This is a genomic window from Nonomuraea indica (assembly GCF_002850745.1).
GTDB classification, from domain to species: Bacteria; Actinomycetota; Actinomycetes; order Streptosporangiales; family Streptosporangiaceae; genus Nonomuraea; species Nonomuraea indica.
This window is the reverse complement of the sequence record NZ_KZ559474.1, coordinates 28,050-49,090: the sequence shown is the minus strand read 5'-3', so window position 1 is coordinate 49,090 and position 21,041 is coordinate 28,050. Positions and strand designations below refer to the sequence as shown.

Below are 21,041 nucleotides of genomic sequence, written 5' to 3'. Positions count from 1 at the left end.
CCGGCGGCGCGCCGGCCGGGGAACCCGCGCGTCAGCGCTTCACCGCCACCCCGCAGACCGCGCTCACCTGGGCGGACGGGTCCCAGCCGCCGGGTTCGGGACGCCACTGCGGTGTGGGGACCACGCCGGGTTCCACCAGTTCCAGCCCGTCGAAGAAGGAGGCGATGGCCTCGGGGCTGCGCAGGTGGTAGGGGTAGGCCGCGCGGGCGTTGTAGTTCTCCACGGCCGTGACGAGCGCCGGGTTGGTGTTGGTGCCGTCGCTGAGCGCGAGGTAGCTGCCGGCCGGCAGGCGGGCGAGCAGCCGCTGGACGATGCCCTTCGGGTCCTCGGCGTCGGAGACCTGGCCGGCGATGCTCAGCATGGTGAGGGCGACAGGCCGGGTGAGGTCGAGGGTCGCCGCCGCGCCCTCCAGGATGCGTTCAGGGTCGCGCACGTCGGCGTCGATGTAGTCGGTGGCCCCCTCGGGGGTGCTGGTGAGCAGCGCCCGCGCGTGCACGAGCACGAGCGGGTCGTTGTCGACGTAGACGATGCGTGATGCGGGGGCGACCGACTGGGCCACCTCGTGGGTGTTGCCGGCGGTGGGCAGGCCGGTGCCGATGTCCAGGAACTGGCGGATGCCCGCCTCCCCGGCCAGGAAGCGCACGGCGCGGATGAGGAACTGCCGCTGCAGCCGGGCCACCTGGGCGAAGGCCGGGAACAGCCGCAGGATCGTGTCGCCCGCCTCCTTGTCCACGGCGTAGTTGTTCTTGCCGCCGAGCAGGTAGTCCCACACGCGGGCCGAGTGCGGCTTGGTGGTGTCGACCCGGTCCCAGGCGGAGCGGGTGTTGGCGTCTTCCATCACCGTCTCCCGAGGGGACCGTCGAGGGCCGTCAAGGCCCGAGCGTTGTCTGGTCTGCGCATCGGAGATGTCCGTTCGTCGCGTATGAGAGGTGCGGTGCTGTGGTACTGCTGGCGTGATGTGCCAGGTGCGCGCCTTCCCGGACGGGGTGTGTGACCTCGGATACCACCTCGTAGGGTGCTCGACGTACCGCCGTCCGGTCGCCGGGCGGCCCCGATGTCGACGAACTGCAGCACGCCGGACCGGGCGAGCAGGCGGACGGCCCGGCCGAGGAAGTCGCGGTCGGCGCGGGCGATCCGCCGCGCGTCGTTGCCCATCCGGCGGCCGATCCCGATCATCCGCTCGGCGGCCTCACGGTCGGCCGGGAAGTCGTCCTTGCCGCCGAGGTGGTAGTCGTACATGCGCGCGACGCTCGGTACGCGGGTGTCGATCCCCGGTAACGGGCGATCCAGGTCGCTCACCCGGTCTCCCCTCGCTGCCACTCTGGTGAGGCTGATTCTAAGGAGATCCGGAGTTCTCGCCACAAGATCCGCAAATGCTGCCGAGCGTGATTCGGCCCTCACTCCGGTCGCACGCGGGCCGGCGGGTGGAACGGCACGCGTCCCGGAGACCGGTCAGCGGTGGTCGAGCCGGTCCAGGTCCGCCAGGCGGCCGCCGTCCCGGCCGGTGGGCAGCGGCAACGTGACCTCCACCCGGGTGCCCCCGCCCGGAGCGGCGCCGACCACGCACACCCCGCCCAGTTCGGCGGCCCGCTCCCGCATCGAGCCGAGGCCCACGCCCGCGCGGTGCCCGTCCGGCAGGCCGCGGCCGTCGTCCTCGACCAGCACGCGCAGCCCATCGGGCCGACGCTGGAGGAGGACGCGGGCGCGGGTCGCGTCGGCGTGCCGGCGGATGTTCGTCAGCGCCTCCTGGGCGATGCGGTAGACGGCCACCTCGACGGCCGCCGGCAGCCCGGCCAGCTCGCCCTCCGCCTCGACCTCGATCCCCGTGCCGGGCGGCGACTGCCCGGCCAGCTCCCGGACGGCACGTTCCAGGCCGAGGTCGTCGAGGGCGGGCGGGCGCAGGCCGTACACGAGTTCGCGGATGTCCGCCGCGACCGCGTCCATGCCCGAGCGCAGGCTCTGGAGCAGGGCGTCGGCGGAGTCGGGTGACTTCTTCAGCCTGCTGCGGGCGATGTTGATGGTCATGGCCATGGCCGACAGGGTCTGGCCGAGCCCGTCGTGCAGGTCGCGGCGCAGGCGGCGGCGTTCCTCCTCACGCGTGGTGAGGATGCGTTCCCTGGAACGTTGCAGATCGGCCGCCATGCGCACGGCGTGCGCGACGTCGGCCGCGTGCGGCGTGAGCGTGGCCAGCACCCGCTCGTTGTGGGCGGCGGGGAAGCGGCGCGGGCCCGGCTGCCCGACGAGCAGCCGGCCGACCCGCTCGCCGTGCCAGACCAGGGGGACCTCGCGCGGCGCGGCGCCGCCCCGCCCGCTCTCGACGTACCTCGGTTCGCCGTCGGCCACCTCGACCGCGACGCCCTCGACCGCGAGCCCGTCGCGCAGCACGCCCACCACCGAGGTGAGTGCCTCGGCCGGGTCGGCGCGGCGCACGGCCTGGGTGAGGCGTTCGGCGAGCAGGCGGGGATCGCCGACGCTGCCGTACAGCATGCGGTCCACCGCCCGCTGGAGCGCGCGGCGCAGCGGCTGGAAGAACGCTCCGGCGAACAGGGCGGAGACGAGGCCGGCGATCTGGTCGTAGCCGGAGACCAGCAGGCTCGACACCGCGCCGGCTCCGAAGTAGACCGCGCTCACCACGGCCAGCAGCCCGGCGGCCACGAACGTCCGGCTGATCACCGTGTCGATGCCGTACAGCCGGTAGCGCATCACCGCGAAAGCCATCGCGACGGGGATGAGCGCCGCCCACACGAAGGCCGCCCACAGCAGCGCGGGCACCCACACGGCCGCGACGAGGAAGACGATGTAGCCGACGAACGCGAACAGCGGCCAGGCGATCTGCCGCCGGCCGATCGGGTCGGCGTGCCGCATCCGCACGGCCAGGGACAGCGCCGACAGCGCCATCGCGGTGTAGATGCCGGCCCACGCGACCGTGAAGAGCAGGTCCTCGTACGGCGCGAGTGCGGGAACCTGCAGCGGGTTGGGGATGACGGCCGGGTAGGGGTAGTGCTCGGCGGGCGGGTCCACGCGGAGGAGCCCGCGCAGGAGCTGCGCCGTGATGGCCGTCACGCCCAGGGCGACGACCCACCGCCAGCGCCGCGAGGGCAGCCGCCCGTCGGGCGAGTAGAGCGGGAGCAGCATGGTGAGCGTCAGGCCGCACAGCGCCCAGCCGAGCTGCGCCGCGTGGCGCAGGTAGCCGGCGGCGAGTAAGTCGCCGTCGGCGGCCATCCGGAACATCAGCGCCTGGGTGACGTCGCTCACGGCGGCCGCGAGCCCGCCCCCGCACATCAGCCAGGCCATGTTGAGCCGCGGCCGGTGGGCGATCAGGAACGCGCCCACCGCGGGGAACATCAGCGCGGCGGCCGTCTGCGGGCTGACCGTCCGCCCCGGCTGCCACTCCTCGGGCAGCCCGGCGAAGACCACGACGGCGGCCACCGCGAGCACCGGGGACACCACGGCCATGGCCGTGGCGCCCGCCCGCGCGACCGTGACCCGGGATCTCCCGGCGAACCCGGTCATCTTCCCCCGCTCTCCCCCGCCTCGGGCGTCCCCGACGGCTCGAACAGGAGTATGCCCCTTTTGTCGCTGTCTTGCGCGTGCCGTGGCCGGGCCGTTACCCCGCCTGCGGGGGTGTGGTGGCAGGACTACCTACGTAGGTGAAATAGGTACCCATATCCGGATTTCTCACGTCCCCCTCGGGGGTGGTCGCAGGCACGCTGGTGACCTGGAGCACTGAAGGCCGTCGACAGCGTCAACAAGGGTCCACACCATGTGTCAGCACCAGCCACCATGTCCGTCCGTGGACGCGCCCGACCGCGAGCGCGCGCGCCTCGTGGCCTACCACCCCGAGCAGGGATGGGGGCTGCTCTGCAACGGAGTGGTGTGCTTCGACGACTGCGGCGAGCTGCTGCCCGACGGGCGGAGCGTCCCCGCCTGCACCGGGAGCGCAGCGGCATGAACGCCTTCTGGGACAGGTTGCTCGGCTCCATGACCGTCGGCCCGGCGGACCGCACGGCATCGTGGCAGCTGCCTCGCACCCCCTCCGCGCTGCGCAGGGCGCGGCACGCGGCACGGCACGAACTGGCCGGCTGGGGAGCCGCGGACCAGAGCGACGTGGTGGAACTGCTCGTCAGCGAGCTGGTGGCCAACGCGATGGAGCACGCGCGCGGGACGATCCGCCTGACGCTGTCGATGGAGGACGGCCTGCTGCGCGGCGAGGTCGAGGACGACGCCCCGGAGATGCCGCAGCTGCGCCTGGCCGGCCTGGAGGACGAGGGCGGCCGGGGGCTCCAGCTCGTCGACATGCTCTCCTGCTGCTGGGGCGGCGATCGCACCGCGCACGGGAAGGTGGTCTGGTTCGAGGTGCCGGCCTCCGCCCCGGTGCAGGCTCCGGAAGAGGTCGTCGTGACCCGGCTGCCCGCCGTCGCCGCCCTCGGCGCGGAGCTGTCCTGAGCACGCGCTCGCCACGAGCCCCTGGAACCCCTTCACGGACCCCTGGCCCCCTCCAGGAACCCCTTCCGTGAACCCTGAGGCCCCCGACGGGACGCCGGGTCCGGGCTCCGGCCCGCACACCGCCCGGACCCGGCGTCCCATCCCCTTCCCTCTCCGGGGTCCCAGCCCCCCGGAGAGGGACCCCCTCCCCGGACGGCCCGAGCTCCGGCGAGCCGGCCGGATAATCCCTATGTGGGCGCACACTCCCGGCGGCTGTTCCTTCTGCTCGGCGGAGCGGCCCTGGCCGGGGCGCTGCTGCCGGCACAGGCCGCGCACACGCCGGACACGTCCCTCTCCCTCGTCCGCGCCCGCTGGCGGGAGGTCACCCTGGGCCCGCCGACCGGCGCCTCCGCCCGCGCGGCGAGGCTGGGCGCGGCCGCGGCGCGGCACCTCGACGGCATGCGCCCCACCGGCGCGTCGCTCTGGCCAGGCCTGGCGTTCCCCTCCTTCGAGGAGACCCCCGAGCGATTACGGGCCATGGCCCGCGCCTACGCGCTGCCGGGCACCGGCCTGACCGGCGACCCCCGGCTCGCCGCCGCGGTCGCGGCCGGCCTCGACCACTACCGGCGGCACGTGTACGCCGCGGGAGCCGACCCGGCCGGCAACTGGTGGCACTGGCAGATCGGCGTCCCCAGGACGCTCCTCGACGCCGCCCTGCTGATCGGCCCGCACCTGCCCCGCCGTCAGGCCGCGGCGCTGGCGGAGGCCGTCGACCACTTCGTCCCCGAGGACCGCCTCGACGCCTACGAGGGCACCAGCACGGGCGCCAACCGGGTGGACCTGTGCACGGTGACACTGCTGCGCGCCGCCCTCGGCGACGACCACGGGAAGGCGGAGCTGGCCGCCTCGGCGCTGTCGCCCGTCTTCCCGTACGTCCGCGACGGCGACGGGTTCTACCGCGACGGGTCGTTCATCCAGCACACGTCGGTGCCCTACCAGGGCGGCTACGGCGCGGTGCTGCTGTCGGGCGTGGCGACGCTGCTCGCCGTGCTGCGGGGCACGCCGTGGGAGGTCACCGACCCGGCCAGGCAGGTCGTGTTCGACATGGTGGAGCGGTCGTTCGCGCCGTTCGTCCGCGACGGGTTCTGCATGGACCTGGTCAGCGGGCGGGGGATCGTCCGCGGGTCGTACGTGGACCACCGGCGCGGGCGGGCCATCGCCGCGGCGATCCTGCTGCTGGCGGAGTCGGCCTCGGCCGCCGAGCGGGCCCGCTGGCAGGGCATGGTCAAGGGGTGGGCGGTGCGCAGCACGTACCGGCCGCCCGGCGGCGGCGACCCGGCCTACCACGCCCGCCTGTCCGCGGTGCTCGCCGACGACGCCGTCCCCGCCTCGCCCGAACCCGTCGGCCACACGCTGATGCCGATGAGCGCCCGCGCCGTGCACCGGCGGCCTGGCTGGTGCGCGGCGCTCAGCATGGCCTCCGACCGGATCGGCCACTACGAGCACGGCAACGGCGAGAACCTGCGGGGCTGGCACACCGGCTCGGGGATGCTCTACTGGTGGGCCGGCGGGCACGGCGACCACTACTCCGACGCGTTCTGGTCCACCGTGGACCCCTACCGTCTGGCCGGCACCACCGTCTCCACCAAGCGGCTGCCCGACGGCGCCGGGCCCGGGTGGGGCGACACCCGTACGCCGTGGCGCTGGGTGGGCGGCGCCACCGACGGCACGTACGCGGTCGTCGGCCAGCACCTGGCGGGGCTGGAGAGCACGCTGGAGGCGTTCAAGTCGTGGTTCTTCCTCGACGACGCGGTGGTGTGCCTCGGGGCGGGGATCACCTGCTCGGACGGCGTCCCGGTGGAGACGATCGTGGACAACCGCCGCTCCCGCGCCGCCCTGACCGTGGACGCCGCGGCCGGCTGGGCCCACCTGGAGGGGCACGGCGGCTACGTCGTCCCGGACGGGCAGCGGCTGCGCACCCTCCGGGAGGACCGCAGCGCCGGCCCGGCCACCCGCGGCTACGTGACGCTCTGGCTCGACCACGGCGCGGACCCCCGCTCGGCCGGGTACGCCTACGTCCTCCTGCCCGGGGCGAGCCGGGAGGCCACCCGCGCCCACGCCGCCGACCCCGGCCGGGTCCGGATCCTCGCCAACACGGCCCGGCAGCAGGCCGTCCACGCGCCCGTGCCGGGGATCACCGCCGCCACGTTCTGGAACGCCGGCTCCGCCGGCCCGCTGACCGCTTCCGGGCCCTGCGCGGTCCTGGTCAGGGAGCACGGCGACGGCACGGCCACGCTCGGCGTCGCCGACCCCCGCCGCGATCTCGGCGAGCTGACCGTGACCTGGGACCGGCCGGTGGCCGCGGTCCTGGACCGCCCCGAGGCGGTCGCCGCCGCCACCACCGGCCCCCGGCTCACGCTTCACCTCACCGGCCTGGCGGACGAGGAGGGACGCTCGGTCACGGTCACCGTCCGGCTCACCTGACGCCGCCCGTGCGCTCGGGGCCGCCAGGAACCGGCTGGCGGGGCGTCCTTCTTCGCTCGTTCGCACCGGCGCGGGACACTGGGAAGGTGACGATCGAGAACACCCGGCCCGAGCCGCCCGTGACCAGCCCGTCGGTCGTGCTGCTCACGCTGGCCCGCCGGATCGAGTCGGAGCTCGGCGCGGCACTGGCGCCGCTCGGGCTGACGGTCGGCCGGTTCGGCCTGCTCGGGCACATCTCCGGCGTGCCCGGCGCGTCGTTCAGCGACCTGGCGCGGATGTCGGGGATCACCGTGCAGAGCGTGCACACGGCGGTCAAGGCGCTGTCCGGCGCGGGGCTCGTCCGCGACTGCACGGCCCGCGCCGGCTCCGCCTCCCGCCTGGAGATCACGCCGCAGGGGGCGCAGCTGATGGAGCAGGCCCTGCGGGCGGCGGCGGAGGTGGACGAGCGGCTGTTCGGCGCGGCAGCGGACCCGATCCTGCGGCAGGTCGGCGACGCCGTACGGGCCGCGTTCGGTCGATCCGCGCCACCCGGCCTTCAGACTGACTGAAGCCACTGCTAGGCTTCAGTCCACCTGAAGGATGGTGGAGGGAAGAAGCCGTGGAAGGTGTGCTGCTGTCCGTGCACGTGCTCGCCGGCATCGTGTTCATCGGAGGCTCGGCGATCGCGACGAGCCTGTTCCCCCGGTACGCGCCGATCGTCGCGCCGGTGCCGGCACCGGCGGGAGGGGCGCCCGCCGAACCCGCCCCCGACCAGGAGCGCAACCGCGCCGTGGCCGCCGCGCTGCACCGCATCAGCCGCGGTTACGGACTCTTCGGCGTCATCGTGCCCGTCGTGGGCATCGCCCTGGCCGTCAGCCAGGGCCGGATGGGCGAGGTCTGGATCACCCTGTCGATGATCCTCACAGCCGCCGCCGGCGCGATCCTCGCCCTGCTCATCTGCCCGCGCCAGCGCGAGGCCCTCGACTCGCCCGACGACGGCACGCGGCTGCGCTCGCTGAGCATGCTCGCCGGCGTCTACAACCTGCTGTGGGCGATCGTCGTCGTCATGATGATCGTCCGTCCCGGCCGCTACTGAGCGCCACCCGGCTCCCCGCGCGGCCGCTCGTACGTCGGAGCGGGCTGGTCGCGGGAGCGGCGCCGGTCACGACGGGCCGGCTCCGCCCCACAGGTCACCGGAACACGCCGCTGTAGGCGTTGAGCGCGGGCTGGCCGCCGAGGTGGGCGTAGAGGACGTTGGAGTCGCGTGGAATGTCCCCGTCGCGCACGAGGTCGATGAGCCCGGCCATGGACTTGCCCTCGTACACGGGGTCGAGGATCACGCCTTCGAGGCGGCCGGTGAGCCGGATGGCGTCCAGGGTCGACGGGACGGGGATGCCGTAGAGATCGCCGGCCCAGCCCTCCAGCACGGTGATCTCGTCGTCGCGCAGCTCACGGCCGAGACCGATCAGCTCGGCGGTGTTGCGGGCGATCTTCTCCACCTGGGCGCGGGTTTCGTCGATCTTCGCGGAGGCGTCGATGCCGATGACCCGGCGCGGCCGGTCCTGGCCCGCGAAGCCGGCGATCATGCCCGCGTGGGTGCTGCCGGTGACGCTGCACACCACGATCGTGTCGAAGAACACGCCCAGCTCGGCCTCCTGCCGCCGCACCTCGTACGCCCAGCCGGCGAAGCCGAGCCCGCCCAGCCGGTGGTCGGACGCCCCGGCGGGGATGGCGTACGGGGTGCCGCCGGCGGCCCGGACGTCCTCCAGCGCCTGCTGCCAGCTCTCCTTGAAGCCGATGCCGAACCCCGCCTGGACCAGCCGAACGTCGGCGCCCATGATCCGGGAGAGCAGGATGTTGCCGACCTTGTCGTTGACGGCGTCGGGCCAGTCCACCCAGCTCTCCTGCACCAGGACGGCCTTGAGCCCGGCCCTGGCCGCGACCGCCGCGACCTGCCGGGTGTGGTTGGACTGCACCCCGCCGATGGTGACGAGGGTGTCCGCGCCCTGGGCGAGCGCGTCCGGCACCAGGTACTCCAGCTTGCGGGTCTTGTTGCCGCCGAACGCGAGGCCGCTGTTGCAGTCCTCCCGCTTGGCCCAGATGCGCGCCCCGCCGAGGTGCTCGCTCAGCCGGTCGAGCGGGTGTACGGGGCTGGGACCGAACAGCAGCGGGTACCGCTCGAAGTCGTCGAGGGACATGCGTGGCTCCTTAGATGGCCGAGGCCGGCGACGAGGAGTCCTCGCCGTCGGGGAACGTGGCTTCGAGCAGCGGCACCAGCGTCTGCCAGTTGGCGAGGGCGGCGGCCGCCGCGCCGTCGGCGTCGCCGGCCTCGCACAGGGCGATGATCCGCTCGTGCTGGGCGACCGAGCCGCGGCCGCTCAGCGAGGAGAACCGCACCCGTTCCAGGCGCCGCAGCAGCGGCGTAAACTGCTCCAGCACGGCGCGGACGGCGTGGTTGGCGGCGGCGGTGACCGGGACGCCGTGGAAGTCGTCGTCGGCGGCGATGGCCGCGTCGACGTCGTCACGGCGCAGCGCGTCGGCGAAGCGGGCGTTGGCCTCGCGCATGGCGTCCAGCTCGGCGGCGGACAGGTGGGGCACCGCCTCGCGGACCGCCAGCTCGTGCATGGCGGCGGTGACGGACTGGGCGTCGCGGGCGGCTCGGACGTCGAGCGGGCTGACGACCGTGTAGCGGCCCGGCTTGGTGCGCACGAGCCCGGCCTGCTCCAGGCGGGCCAGCGCCTCACGGACCGGCGTGCGGCTGACGCCCAGCCAGGCCACCAGGTCGCCGTCGTGGAGCCGCTCGCCGGGCGCCAGCGTGCCGTCGACGATGGCGTCCCGGATCGCCCGGTAGGCGTTCTCGCGAAGGAGCGAACGGTTGACGAGCCCTCGGCCCTGCGGTACCGGCATGCAATATATTGCATGCCGCATGTCGCGCTCTGTCAAGCGCGGCCCGGTTAACCATTCGCCGTCCAGCGCCCCCACGGCTACCGTCGCGGGAGTGAGTGACAGCCGCCCCCGCCTGCTCTGGCTCTGCGGCCCGTCCGGCGTCGGCAAGTCCACGACCGGGTTCGAGGTCTTCGGCCGGCTGACCAGGGCCGGCATCCGGGCGGCCTACCTCGACGCCGACCAGATCAGCCTCGTCCACCCCGTGCCGGCCGGGGGCGAGCACGCGCTCCGGGCGCGCGCCCTCGGCGCGATCTGGCCGAACCTCGCGGCCGCCGGGGTCCGCTGCCTGGTCCTCTCCGGGTACGTGAACACCCCCGGCGAGGCGGCGCTCTACACGGCGGCCGTCCCCGGCGCCGACGTGACACCGATCCGGCTGCGCGCCGAGCCGGACGCGCTCCGGCGCCGCTTCCTCGGCCGCGGCTGGCTTCCCGGCCTGGTGGACGCGGCCCTCGCCGACGCCGACGCGCTCGACCGCACGGATCTCGCCGCCGCGTGCGTGGACACCACCGGGCTCACCGTGCCGCAGGCGGCCCGGCAGGTCCTCGACCGGGCGGGCGGCCTGCCCGGTCCGGGTCCGGCTCTCGACCGGGCGGGCGCCCTGCCGGATCCGCGGCCGGTCGGCGTACGGGAACGGGTCGCGCCGCCGGACCCCGCACCCGTCCTGTGGATCACCGGCCCCACGGGTGTCGGCAAGTCCACGGTCGCCTTCGAGATCTACCGGCGCCTCATCCGTACGGGCGCCCCGGCCGCGTACGTCGACCTCCAGCAGATCGGCTTCCTGCGCCCCGGCGCCGACGGCGACGCGATCAGGACGGCGAATCTGGCCGCGCTGTGGGAGGTCCACCGCGGCGCCGGGGCTCGTCGCCTGGTCGTCTCCGGCGACGTGCCCCACGGTGCGGCCGGCCTGTTCGCGGCCGGGGCGCTGACCGTGTGCCGGCTGCGCGCCTCCCGGGACACACTGGCCGAGCGCCTGCTCCTGCGCGGGCGGGGGCTCGGGCCGGTGATCCCGGGCGACGAGCTGCGCGGGCTGCCGCCCGCCACGCTGCGGCGGATCGCGGAGCGCGCGGCCCGCGAAGATCTTCCTCGCGACGGGGCGCTGCTCGTGGACACGGACGGGCAGTCGGCCGAGGAGACGGCCCGGCGGGTCCGCCTGAAGGCGGACGGCTGGGCCTGACCCCGGCCGCGCTCTGACAGAAATCTTGACAGAAAATCGATGATCTACGTGGGGGGACAGGTTCCCGAGCGCAGCGGCGAGCTTACTTACAGTTGACTATCGTGACGTAACGGGAATACTGGTTTTCCTGATCGGCCGTTGCACCCATGAGACCGAGGATGCCCATGTCCCTTGGCCCCGCCATGCCCCCGGCAGAGCCGCAGCAGGCGCGCAGCCGTGCCGCCGGCGCGGGCCGGCGAGCGCGACGCCCTCGCGGCCACAGCAGGCCATGGCGGGACGCCGGCCCGGTTCGCTAGCGCGGGCTCCGCTCCGGTCGACCCGCCCGCCGGTTCTCCTCCGACCCCAGGATTGTCATGCCGCCAGACTCCTTCAGCGTCCCGATCGTGATCGGTGTCGCCGTCCTCGCCCTCGTGGGCGTACTGATCGCCCACCTGCGCGTACGCCGCGACCTCGCCGAGGCGCGCGGGCAGCTCGTCCGCGCCCGCCAGGCCCAGGAGCACCTGACGCGCGAGACCAGCGCCCGGGACCAGCGGCTGGCCCAGGCCGAACGCCAGGCGCAGGAGGCCGCCGACCTGCTCATCGAGGCCCGCGCCCAGCAGGACGTGGTGCGGGCCGAGACCGAACACCTGCTGGCCACGCGGATCCCGGCCCTGGTGTCCCACCTGCGCGCCCCCCACGTGATCGTGCCCGGCGTGCAGAACCCGGCCCTGGCCGGCACCGAGCTCGACCGGCTGCACCGCGGCATCCTCGACGCCGTCGCCCGAGGCGTCCGCGAGGAGGGCGAGCGCATCGACGAGGCCGCCCAGGCGATCGTCAGAGGCGCCATGTCGCGCGTGCAGACCCAGGCGCTGCGCGCCCAGGACCTGCTCGCCGGCATCCAGCAGCGCTACAGCGGCGACGAGCACACCGCGCTGCTGCGCGAGGTGCTGGGGCTCGACATGTTCAACGAGCTGATCATCCGCCGCGTCCAGGTCACCGGCATCGCCTGCGGTGCCACGCCCGGCCTGTCACGTGACGACACCTACCTGGTGGACCTGGTGGTGGGCGCCATCTCCCGCGTCGAGAACTTCGAGCAGCGCATCGAGGGTCCGGCCAACCACCTGCGCCGCCGCATCGGGGTCGCCGCCCGCGCGGCCGAGCCGATCCTGTTCATCACCTCCGAGCTGCTGGCCAACGCGGTTCACCACTCCCACGGCACCCTCAAGGTGACGATCGCCGTGCACGAGACCAACAACGGGGCCGCCATCGTCATCGACGACGCCGGCGTGGGTCTCAACGAGGAGCAGTACGCCCGCGCGACCCGCCTGCTGAGCGGCGGTCACCCCGTCCGGCTGGTCGATCTCGGCAACCCGCCCCGTACCGGATGGGCCGCCATCGGCCGCCAGGTCGCGCACTACGGCATGCAGGTCACGGTCAAGAAGAGCGCCTTCGGCGGGGTCCAGGCCGTGGTCAACATCCCCGCCGCGCTGCTCGTCGAGATGCCGGAGGACAGCCGGCCGTCGGTGCTCGCACCCGAGCCGGTCCGCGCGACCGTCCCCGCCGCCGTCACCACCGCGATCCCCACCACCACCCTCCCGGCCCCGACCGTCCCGGCCGCGACCCCCTCCGCCGGGCCCCTGCGGCCGGAACCCGTGACCGCCCTGCGGCCGGAGGCCTCCCGGCGGCCCGAACCCGTCGCCTCCCTGCGGCCCGAACCCGCGACGGCGTCGGAGCAGCCCGGCCCGGCGGAGGCGCTCGCGGCGCTCCCGCAGCGCCGCCGCCAGTCCCGGCGATCCGCCTCCGGCCCCCGCCCGACCGCCGGCTCGGGCGGATCGGGGAGCTCCGGCGGCTCCGGGAGCAGGTCGCTGACCACCCCGGAGGAGGCCGCTCGGAGGTGGGGCGACTTCCAGGCCGGAGCCGAAGCCGGACGCCGCGAAGCGCTTCCCGCCCAGCCGCACGACAACACCGAAGGGAACTGACGCTCCATGGACGCTCACAGCGCCTCCGGCCGTGTTCACACCAAGGGCCGCCCGCTCTCCCTCGACGTGTCATGGGTGCTGTCGCCGCTGCTGGCCCTGCCCGGCGTCGCCCGCGGCGTGGTGCTGAGCCGGGACGGGCTGGTCCTCGGCGGCTCGGCCGACGTCAACGCCGAGACCGGTGAGCGCGCCGCCGCCATGACGAGCTCCGTGCTGGGCGCCGCCCGCGCCCTGTGCCTCGGCCTCGGCAACGGCGGCGACGGCGAGGTGGTCGACATCGTCATCTCCGCGGACACCGGCTACTACTACATCGCCCCGGCCGGCGACCGCGCCGCGATCGTCGTGGCCGCCACCTCGTCGGTGAACGTCGGCTCGCTGGCCTACGAGGTCCAGCTCCAGGTGCAGAAGCTGATCAAGGCTCTCGACGAGGCCAGCGCGGCCAGGACACCGGGCACCCGGGCATGACCTCCGGACGGCAGCGGCGGCGGGTCGTCCCGGATTACATGGCCGCCGCGAGGTTGAGCGTGCCCGAGCACATCAGCGTCGAGCGCACCACCCTGGTCTCCATCGCCGCCGACGCCGACGCCGGCGGGCTGGACCCGCCGGCGTCGCACCTGCTGGCCCTGCTGCGCGACGAGCCGCTCTCGGTCTACGAATGCGCCGCGCACCTGGGGCTGCCGTACTGCGTGGTGCGACTGCTGGTGGCCGGCCTGGTGGGCAACGGGACACTGCTCACCCGCGACCCGCCCCCCTCCGACCTGCCCGACATCGAGATCCTGGAGTTGGTGCTCAGTGGCCTCCGCGCGCTCTGACAGGCGTATCAGTGCCGACCACATCCCGGTCAAACTGGTCATCGCCGGGCCGTTCGGCGTGGGCAAGACGACGATCGTGGGCGCGCTGTCGGAGATCGAGCCGCTCAACACCGAGGAAGTGCTCACCCAGGCGGGCACGCTGGTCGACGACCTCACCGGAGTGAACGAGAAGACCACCACGACCACCGCGATCGACTTCGGCCGGCTCACGCTGCCCGGCGTGGTGCTCTACCTGTTCGGCGCACCGGGGCAGACCCGGTTCCAGGTCCTGTGGGACGAGCTGGTCCGCGGCGCGCTCGGCGTGCTGGTGCTGGCCGACACCCGCCGCATCGACGACAGCTTCGCCGTCCTCGACCTGGTGGAGAACGCCGGAATCCGCTACGCGGTGGCCGTCAACCACTTCCCCGACTCCCCCCAGTACCCTCCTGAGGCCCTGCGCCAGGCGCTGGACCTGGACCCGCGCACACCGCTGCTGGTGTGCGACGCCCGCGACCCCGCATCCGCCCGCGCCTCCCTGATCGCGCTGGTGGAGCACATCAGAGAACTGGTTCTGTCATGACCATGCGCTACCTGCCCGACGCCGGGCGGCTGTACGGGCCCGACTTCGCCAGGGACCCGCAGGCGGTCTACGCGGCGCTGCGCCACCGGCACGGCGCGGTCGCGCCCGTGGAGATCGCCCCCGGCATCGAGGCCCACCTGGTGATCGGCTACCAGGCCGCCGTGGACGTGCTCACGAACGCGGGCGGGGTCTGGAGCAAGAACGGCACCGACTGGCAGGCGCGCCTCCCCGGCACCCCCGAGGCCGCGGCGATGGTCGGCATGCTCGGCTACCGGACCAACGCGCTCTACTCCGACGGCGTGGAGCACGCCCGCTACCGCAAGGTGATCACCGACTGCTTCAGCATGATCCAGCCGCACAAGCTGCGCCAGACGGTGATCGAGGTGTGTGACGCGCTCATCGCCCGGTTCGCCGCGAAGGGCGAGGCCGACCTGGCCGCCGACTTCGCCAGGGCCATCCCCTTGCGGATCTTCAACCGGCTCCTCGGCCGGCCGGACTCCGACAGCGACGCGCTGATCAAGGCCCTGTCGGACATGATGGAGGCGGACGGGGAGGTCGGCGCGCGCGGCCACGACGCCTTCTACCGCTACATCGGCGAGCTCATCCAGGCCAAGACGGCCAGTCCGGGCGACGACCTGACCTCCTGGTTCCTCCACCATCCCGCCGGGCTGAGCACCGAGGAGGTGCTGCACCACCTGGTGCTCGTCATCGCCGCCAGCTACGAGCCGACGGCCAGCCTGATCTCCAACGCGCTCTCCCGGATGGTCAGCGACGACCGCTACTACAGCTCGCTCGCCAACGGCGCCCTGAGCACGTACGACGCCCTGCTGGAGGCGCTGCGCGCCGAGCCCGCCATGGCCAACTACGGCCCCTACTTCGTGCGCCAGCCCGTGCACTTCCACGGCACGTGGATCCAGCCGGCCGAGCTGGTCCTCGTCTCCTACGCCGCGGCGAACACCGAGCCGACCGCCGTGCCCGAGGAGCTGCGCTCCGACGGCGGCGCCTACCTGGGCTTCGGCGCCGGGCCGCACCGCTGCCCGGCCAGCGACCCGGCCATGCTCATCGCCATGACGGCGATCGAGCGCCTGACCTCCCACCTGTGCGACCTCGAACTGACCGTGCCCCGCGAGGAACTGCTGTGGCGGCCCGGCCCGTTCCACCGGTCGCTGGCGCACCTTCCGGTGCGCTTCACCCCCATCCGCCCCGACCAGCCAGGAGAATCCCCTTGGGCAGTGCAGCCCCCGTCGTCCTCGACCCCTTCGGAGCCGACCTCCCCGGTGAGGTCCGCCGGTTACGTGACCTCGGCCCCCTGGTCCTCGTAGAGCTGCCCGGCGGCATCCCGGCCTGGGCCGTCACCCGGCACGACCTGCTCAAGCAGGTCATCCTGGACCCGATGGTCAGCAAGGACAAGCGGCACTGGCGGCTGCTGCCGCAGGCGCTCGAGACGCCGGGCTGGACGTGGATCATGACCTGGATCGGCGTGTCCAACATGCTCAGCGCCTACGGCGAGGAGCACCGGCGGCTGCGCAAGCTGCTCGCCCCGAGTTTCACCGCGCGCCGTACGAAGGCCATGCAGCCGGTCGTCGAAGGAATCGTCGCCGACCTGCTGGACGCCATGGCCGCGGTGCCGCCGGGCCAGGTCGTCGACCTGCGCACCGCGTACGCCCACCCGCTGCCGATGCGGATGATCTGCGAGCTGTTCGGCGTCCCGACGGGCATGCGGGCGGAGATGGCCCAGATGATGGAGGCCATCATGGACACGACCGCCACCCCGGAGCAGGCGGCGGCGACGGCGGCCCAGATCGGCACCGTCCTGCCCGCCCTGGTCGCCCACAAGCGCGAGCACCCGGGCGACGACCTGACCACGGAGCTGATCAACGTCCGCGACAGCGGCGACTCGCTCAGCGACGACGAGCTGCGCGACACCCTGCTGCTCCTCATCGCGGCCGGGCACGAGACGACCGTCAACCTGATCGGCAACGCCGTGCACGCCCTGCTCACCCATCCGGACCAGCTCCGGCGGGTCCTCGCGGGCGAGATCGGCTGGGAGGCGGTGGTCGAGGAGACGCTGCGCTGGGCGCCGTCGATCGCCAACCTGCCGCTGCGGTTCGCGATCGAGCCGATCGAGGTGGGCGGCGTACGGATCGAGGCGGGCGACGCGATCATCACCAGCTACCTGGCCGCCGGGCACGACCCGGACCAGCACGGCCCGGACGCGGACCGGTTCGACGCCACGCAGGAGCGGGCCGAGCACCTGGCCTTCGGCATCGGCGTGCACCGCTGCATCGGGGCTCCGCTCGCCCGCCAGGAGGCGCTGGCCGCGCTGCCGGCGCTGTTCGCCCGCTTCCCGGACCTCCGCCTGGCCGTGGACGGTGGCGGCCTGCCGCACGTCCCGTCCTTCATCGCGCACGGATGGAGCGCACTGCCCGTCCTGCTCCACCCGGACCCGGCCGAACGTCACCCGACGGCACACGGCGTCTGACCGTCACCGGCCGCGGGTCACCAGGCGACACGCGGCGTCTCGCCCGCGCCCGACCGCCCCAGCGGCAGCGGCGTGGTCGAGCCGTCGGCGAGGTCGACGCGGAACGCCTCGGCCCCGTGCGCGAAGATCAGGTGCCGGCCGCTCCCGTCGAGGCTGAACCGCAGGCTGAGCGACGCGCCGGCCGGCACCTCGGGCCGGGCGAGCACCCGCGGCTCACCGCCGCCGGCGGCCGGGACCCGCTCGACGACGTTCCCGGCGGCGTACACCAGGTCCCTGCCGTCGGGGGTGAAGGCGACCGACTCCATCAGGCGCAGGCCTTCGCCCGGAAGCGGGACCAGGGCGGTGGCCGCCATCAGGTCCGTGCCCGGCCGGGCGAGGTCGAGGACGCCGATCCCCTGCGGGCCGGCCGTCCAGGCGAGCCGCCGCCCGTCGGGCGCCCAGGCCAGGCCGGTCACCAGCGGGTGCTCGACCGACCACCAGTCGCGACGCCGGCCGGTGGCGAGGTCGACGACGCCGACCTGCCCGCCGCCGCCGAGCAGCGGACCGGCGAAGGCGAGCCTGGTGGCGTCCGCGCTGAGGGCGACGGCGCTCGGCGTGTGCCCGGCGTCGATCTCGACCGGGACGAGCACCGGCCTTCCGGGCCGCCCGTCACCGTCGAGGGTGACGCTGAAGAACCGGAGAGGTGTGCGCGGCCCCGTCCATCCGGCCAGCACGAACGTCCGGTTGTCCGGCGTGGCGGCCACCTGGTGCCACGACGATCGCACACCCGGCGGCAGCGGCACCTCCGCCACGACGGCGCCGGTCTCGGCGTCGTGCACGGCCGCCCGCGCCGGGGTCTGGACGACCGTCTCCGACCCCTCCGGCAGGTGCCCCGACGGTGGCGGCGCGGCGACGAAGAACCGCGGCGGCCCCGTCGCGGGCCGGGGCGTCCCCGTGGCCATCGGCGTGGCCAGCGAGGTCTCCGGCGGCGCCGTCTCCAGCGACCCCGCCCGCAGGCCGCCCGGCCGGGCCGACACGTGGTCCGCCGGCACGGTCGGCATGGGCCCGGCCGAGGTGGCCGGCGCGCCGGCCGGAGGGAGCCGGTCCCGGCCGGCCACCTGGTCGCCGCAGCCGGCGACCGACACCACCAGGACCAGCCCCGCCACGGTGACGCGTGATCGTGCAGCCATACGGCGATCTTCCTACGAGCAGCGGCCCGAGGCCAGCCGGCGCCTGCGGGCGGAACCGGCGCGCCCGAGCGGCCCCCGGAGGCCGATCACCACCTGATCATCGGCCGGCCTGATCATCGGCGGCCCGATCATCGGTCGGCCTGATCACCGGTGGCCCGATCATCGGTGGCCCGATTCGGCCTGATCATCGGTCGGCCCCGATCATCGGTCGCCTGATTGTCGGCCGGCCTGATTGTCGGTGGCCGACACTACGATCTTGCCCCGCCCGCCGCGAGCGCGGGCGGGCAGACCTGCCGACACCTCGCGCGGGGACGTGCGGGAAAGGATGCGAGATGACCATCGCCGTCACCACTCCGACCGGGCACGTGGGGTCACGTGTGGTCCGCCTGCTGCTGCAGGCGGGCGTACGCCCCCGCGTGCTCGTCCGCGACCCGATGCGCCTGGACGCCGAGACGCGCGGACGCGTCGAGGTCCGCCAGGGCGACCTCACCGACGCCGCGTTCGTCCGCGAGGCGACGGCCGGGGCGCACACCGTGTTCTGGGTCGACCCGACTCCGCACGTGGTGGAGGAGCCCGTGGAGACCTCGCGGCGCACCGCCGCGGCCGTCGCGGAGGCCGCCAAGGCCGGCGACGTCGCCCGGCTCGTCCTGCTGAGCAGCATCGGCGCGGAGAAACGGCACGGCGTCGGCCACATCGACGGCCTGGCCGCGATCGAGGAACTGTTCGACGCCTCCGGCGCGGACGTGCTGCACCTGCGCTGCGGCTACTTCTTCACCAACCTGCAGCAGGAGCTCGACGGGCTGGCCGCCGGGGTGCTGACCACGGCAGGCGACCCGGACCGGCCCATGCCCTGGGTGGACCCGCGCGACATCGGCGACGTCGTCGCGGCCCGGCTGCTCAGCGACGCCTGGCGGGGCCGGGTGGTGCAGGCCGTGCACGGCCCGCAGGATCTCACCTTCCGCCAGGTCGCCGAGATCCTCACCGGCGCGCTCGGCCGCCCGATCCGGCTGGCGGTCGTCACCGACGACGACGTACGCGCCGCCCTGCTCGGCGCCGGGCTGCCGCCCTCGGCGGTGGAGGGCATCGTCGGCATGACCGCCGGGTCCCGCGACCTGGTGCCGGAGCAGCCGCGTGACCTGGTCACCACCACCCCGACCACGCTCGCCGGCTGGGCCTACGCCCACCTCCGCCCGCTCCTGCCGTAATCCGCCCCGCAGGAGTGCCGGCGGCGCCAGCGTGTTGCGCCACATGGGGGTGACGGCGCCCCCTCCGGCGCGAGCCAGGACGGCCTCGGGAACGGTCACCGGTCCCACGGGCGCGGGGGTACTCATGGTGAGTGATTGGCCCGCACCGCCCGGGCGGGCGAGCGGGCCGGCTCCTCCCCCTGCGGCCCCTCAGGTGACGGACGCGGTCCTCGGGACGGGCACCTGCACCCGGCCCCGGTACGGGTCGACGCGGTTGAGCGCGCCGCGGGCGATGTCCGCCACGTCGGCGTCGGTGAACTCGTCGGTGAGCGGGATGCCCAGCGCCACGAAGAGATCCCGGGTCTCGGCCACGGTGGGGGCGGCGCTCAGCGGCGTCGCCCGGTGGATGGGCAGCAGCCGGGTCTGGTTCAGGCTGTTCTCCAGTTCGACGTACCAGGGGTTGTAGTGCGGGCTGGTACGCGGGATCGCCAGGCCGGGGAACTCGGGGCCGCGCTGGGTGATCACCAGGTGGTGCGAGGTGAGGTCGCACCGGAACAGCGAGATCGTGTTCGACAGGCCGATCTTGAGATCCAGCAGCTGGCTGTTGCGCTGGTGGTACCAGCAGGCCGACAGGATCGTGGCGTACACGTCCTTGCGTGTGCCGAGCGACGTCCACCCCTTCTCCTCCGAGCCGTCCTGGGACAGGTTGCGGTGCAGCTCGGTGTAGGAGGCGCACAGCGCCTCGTCGGTGGGGTCGAGCAGCTCCAGCAGGAAGCGCAGCCTGCTGCGGCCACGCTTGGCCCGCTCGATGCACTCGGGCAGGGTGACGGCCCTGATGTAGGTGCCGGTGCCGCCCTTGAACAGCCACATGTCGCTGCCCGCCCGCGCTTCGGCCAGGACACGGGTGATGGCCGCCCCGCTGAGCGACTTCACGGAGTCGCCGCTGGCCAGCACCCGCCACATGCCGTCGGTCGTCCGCGCCAGGGCGGCGACCTGATCGGCCATGCGCCCCTGCCTGCTGCGGTCCCTGATCCACACGAACGCGAGCAGGGCGAGCACCGGCAGGATGAGTTTGTCGGACTGGCCGTCCTTGAGCACCTCCAGCAGGTCGAGCACGCTCACGGCGGCGGCGACGAGGAGCACGACGCCCAGATCCAGGTTGGTGAGCGCGCCGCGCAGACGCGCGAGGACGGTTGTCATGACTGTCGTTTAACCGCCCCACGGTGACGCGTCAAGCGGATCCGCCGCACCCGCGAACCGGGCACGGGGCGAGTACGCGTGGGTCGCCCGCGAAAACGGCTCGATCACGAGGATGAGCGGCGGTTACGCTTACGCCCGTCCGAACAGCGACGCAACCGAGCAGCGGCAGGGAGGCGCCCGTGGCGATGCCCAGGAAGGGCTCGCGGCCGATCAGCGTCGACGGCACCGCCTTCCGCTGGCGGATCCGGCGCAGGTCCACCGACCGGCAGAGCGACGGCTGGAGTCCCCTCACCGTCACCGTCGAGCGGGTCGAGGAGCCGGGGCGTGTTCTGGTGGTGTCACTGCCCTGCGCCCGGCCGGACAACCGGTTCGGACAGCGGACGATCGCGGTCGGCCCCCTCCTCGTCGCCGGGTGCGTCCGGCGAGCCCTCGAACAGGGCTGGAACCCCGGGCAACCAGGCTCACCCTTCGTCCTCACCATCACCGAGGACGACCTGACCGTCCTCCTGGGAGAGCCTCCTCGCTACCTGATCCCCTTCCTCTGGGGCATGATCCCCGCAGGTGGCGGCATCGAAGACCTCCCTCGGTGCACCCAGATCCGAGGCCGCGACGAGCACGACGTCAGCGAAGTCACCTTCTGATCCGTGGCCGCCAGCCGTCGTCCACGGGCGT

Annotated in this window: 21 protein-coding genes; 14 read left to right on the top strand and 7 right to left on the bottom strand. The window is 74.0% G+C overall.

What is annotated here, in order from left to right; genetic code table 11:
• Positions 1 to 31: 31 nt before the first annotated feature.
• The 3 genes from CXR44_RS22610 to CXR44_RS22600 form a co-directional block, all read right to left on the bottom strand.
• The gene (locus CXR44_RS22610; RefSeq protein WP_101788114.1) at positions 32 to 838 is read right to left on the bottom strand and encodes an SAM-dependent methyltransferase; all 807 of its coding nucleotides are present in this window, start codon (positions 836 to 838) and stop codon (positions 32 to 34) included.
• Positions 838 to 1,299 carry an SAM-dependent methyltransferase gene (locus CXR44_RS40225; protein ID WP_219601957.1) on the bottom strand — a complete coding sequence of 154 codons (462 nt, stop codon included), beginning with the start codon at positions 1,297 to 1,299 and terminating at the stop codon, positions 838 to 840. Before CXR44_RS40225 ends, CXR44_RS22610 begins: the two co-directional genes overlap by 1 nt.
• Positions 1,300 to 1,452: 153 nt before the next feature.
• On the bottom strand, positions 1,453 to 3,513 hold the full coding sequence (locus CXR44_RS22600) for a sensor histidine kinase (RefSeq protein WP_101788113.1): 2,061 nt from the start codon (positions 3,511 to 3,513) through the stop codon (positions 1,453 to 1,455).
• A 250-nt stretch (positions 3,514 to 3,763) separates the two neighbouring features.
• Here CXR44_RS22600 and CXR44_RS22595 point away from each other — a divergent pair, with 250 nt between their 5' ends.
• The 5 genes from CXR44_RS22595 to CXR44_RS22575 all read left to right on the top strand — a co-directional run bounded on the left by CXR44_RS22595 (position 3,764) and on the right by CXR44_RS22575 (position 7,984).
• Positions 3,764 to 3,952 (top strand): DUF5999 family protein, encoded by a 189-nt coding sequence (locus CXR44_RS22595; protein WP_101788112.1) that lies wholly within the window; start codon positions 3,764 to 3,766, stop codon positions 3,950 to 3,952.
• Positions 3,949 to 4,446, top strand: a complete 498-nt coding sequence (locus CXR44_RS22590; protein WP_219601956.1) for an ATP-binding protein — start codon at positions 3,949 to 3,951, stop codon at positions 4,444 to 4,446. The genes CXR44_RS22595 and CXR44_RS22590 overlap by 4 nt, the downstream gene beginning before the upstream one ends.
• A gap of 231 nt (positions 4,447 to 4,677) precedes the next feature.
• Positions 4,678 to 6,909: a polysaccharide lyase 8 family protein gene (locus CXR44_RS22585; protein ID WP_101788111.1), complete on the top strand. Its 2,232-nt coding sequence runs from the start codon at positions 4,678 to 4,680 to the stop codon at positions 6,907 to 6,909.
• Between the two features lie 86 nt (positions 6,910 to 6,995).
• Positions 6,996 to 7,457 carry a MarR family winged helix-turn-helix transcriptional regulator gene (locus CXR44_RS22580; protein WP_101788110.1) on the top strand — a complete coding sequence of 154 codons (462 nt, stop codon included), beginning with the start codon at positions 6,996 to 6,998 and terminating at the stop codon, positions 7,455 to 7,457.
• A 50-nt stretch (positions 7,458 to 7,507) separates the two neighbouring features.
• Positions 7,508 to 7,984, top strand: coding sequence for a hypothetical protein (locus CXR44_RS22575; protein WP_101788109.1), 477 nt, complete (start codon positions 7,508 to 7,510; stop codon positions 7,982 to 7,984).
• Between the two features lie 94 nt (positions 7,985 to 8,078).
• Here CXR44_RS22575 and CXR44_RS22570 read toward each other — a convergent pair whose 3' ends face one another.
• Positions 8,079 to 9,086 (bottom strand): 1-aminocyclopropane-1-carboxylate deaminase, encoded by a 1,008-nt coding sequence (locus CXR44_RS22570; RefSeq protein ID WP_101788108.1) that lies wholly within the window; start codon positions 9,084 to 9,086, stop codon positions 8,079 to 8,081.
• A 10-nt stretch (positions 9,087 to 9,096) separates the two neighbouring features.
• Positions 9,097 to 9,795: a GntR family transcriptional regulator gene (locus tag CXR44_RS22565; RefSeq protein ID WP_101788107.1), complete on the bottom strand. Its 699-nt coding sequence runs from the start codon at positions 9,793 to 9,795 to the stop codon at positions 9,097 to 9,099.
• A gap of 91 nt (positions 9,796 to 9,886) precedes the next feature.
• Between CXR44_RS22565 and CXR44_RS22555 the strand changes: the two genes are divergently transcribed.
• The 7 genes from CXR44_RS22555 (at position 9,887) to CXR44_RS22525 (ending at position 16,816) form a co-directional block, all read left to right on the top strand.
• Positions 9,887 to 11,008 carry a hypothetical protein gene (locus CXR44_RS22555; RefSeq protein WP_144070052.1) on the top strand — a complete coding sequence of 374 codons (1,122 nt, stop codon included), beginning with the start codon at positions 9,887 to 9,889 and terminating at the stop codon, positions 11,006 to 11,008.
• 353 nt (positions 11,009 to 11,361) lie between these two features.
• Positions 11,362 to 12,966 (top strand): histidine kinase, encoded by a 1,605-nt coding sequence (locus tag CXR44_RS39595; RefSeq protein ID WP_101788104.1) that lies wholly within the window; start codon positions 11,362 to 11,364, stop codon positions 12,964 to 12,966.
• Positions 12,967 to 12,972: 6 nt separating this feature from the next.
• Positions 12,973 to 13,428, top strand: coding sequence for a roadblock/LC7 domain-containing protein (locus CXR44_RS22545; protein WP_101788103.1), 456 nt, complete (start codon positions 12,973 to 12,975; stop codon positions 13,426 to 13,428).
• 59 nt (positions 13,429 to 13,487) lie between these two features.
• Positions 13,488 to 13,775, top strand: coding sequence for a DUF742 domain-containing protein (locus CXR44_RS22540; protein ID WP_219601955.1), 288 nt, complete (start codon positions 13,488 to 13,490; stop codon positions 13,773 to 13,775).
• Positions 13,756 to 14,334 (top strand): GTP-binding protein, encoded by a 579-nt coding sequence (locus tag CXR44_RS22535; RefSeq protein ID WP_219601954.1) that lies wholly within the window; start codon positions 13,756 to 13,758, stop codon positions 14,332 to 14,334. The genes CXR44_RS22540 and CXR44_RS22535 overlap by 20 nt, the downstream gene beginning before the upstream one ends.
• On the top strand, positions 14,331 to 15,656 hold the full coding sequence (locus CXR44_RS22530; protein WP_180903649.1) for a cytochrome P450 family protein: 1,326 nt from the start codon (positions 14,331 to 14,333) through the stop codon (positions 15,654 to 15,656). The genes CXR44_RS22535 and CXR44_RS22530 overlap by 4 nt, the downstream gene beginning before the upstream one ends.
• Positions 15,560 to 16,816 carry a cytochrome P450 family protein gene (locus tag CXR44_RS22525; RefSeq protein ID WP_180903648.1) on the top strand — a complete coding sequence of 419 codons (1,257 nt, stop codon included), beginning with the start codon at positions 15,560 to 15,562 and terminating at the stop codon, positions 16,814 to 16,816. Before CXR44_RS22530 ends, CXR44_RS22525 begins: the two co-directional genes overlap by 97 nt.
• A 17-nt stretch (positions 16,817 to 16,833) precedes the next feature.
• On the opposite strand, the gene CXR44_RS22520 is transcribed toward CXR44_RS22525, so the two are convergent.
• The gene (locus CXR44_RS22520; RefSeq protein ID WP_144070051.1) at positions 16,834 to 17,985 is read right to left on the bottom strand and encodes a WD40 repeat domain-containing protein; all 1,152 of its coding nucleotides are present in this window, start codon (positions 17,983 to 17,985) and stop codon (positions 16,834 to 16,836) included.
• Between the two features lie 332 nt (positions 17,986 to 18,317).
• Here CXR44_RS22520 and CXR44_RS22515 point away from each other — a divergent pair, with 332 nt between their 5' ends.
• Positions 18,318 to 19,190 (top strand): NmrA family NAD(P)-binding protein, encoded by an 873-nt coding sequence (locus CXR44_RS22515; protein WP_101788100.1) that lies wholly within the window; start codon positions 18,318 to 18,320, stop codon positions 19,188 to 19,190.
• Between the two features lie 189 nt (positions 19,191 to 19,379).
• On the opposite strand, the gene CXR44_RS22510 is transcribed toward CXR44_RS22515, so the two are convergent.
• On the bottom strand, positions 19,380 to 20,369 hold the full coding sequence (locus tag CXR44_RS22510; RefSeq protein ID WP_101788099.1) for a hypothetical protein: 990 nt from the start codon (positions 20,367 to 20,369) through the stop codon (positions 19,380 to 19,382).
• 179 nt (positions 20,370 to 20,548) lie between these two features.
• Between CXR44_RS22510 and CXR44_RS39590 the strand changes: the two genes are divergently transcribed.
• Positions 20,549 to 21,010 (top strand): hypothetical protein, encoded by a 462-nt coding sequence (locus CXR44_RS39590; protein WP_180903647.1) that lies wholly within the window; start codon positions 20,549 to 20,551, stop codon positions 21,008 to 21,010.
• Positions 21,011 to 21,041 lie beyond the last annotated feature (31 nt).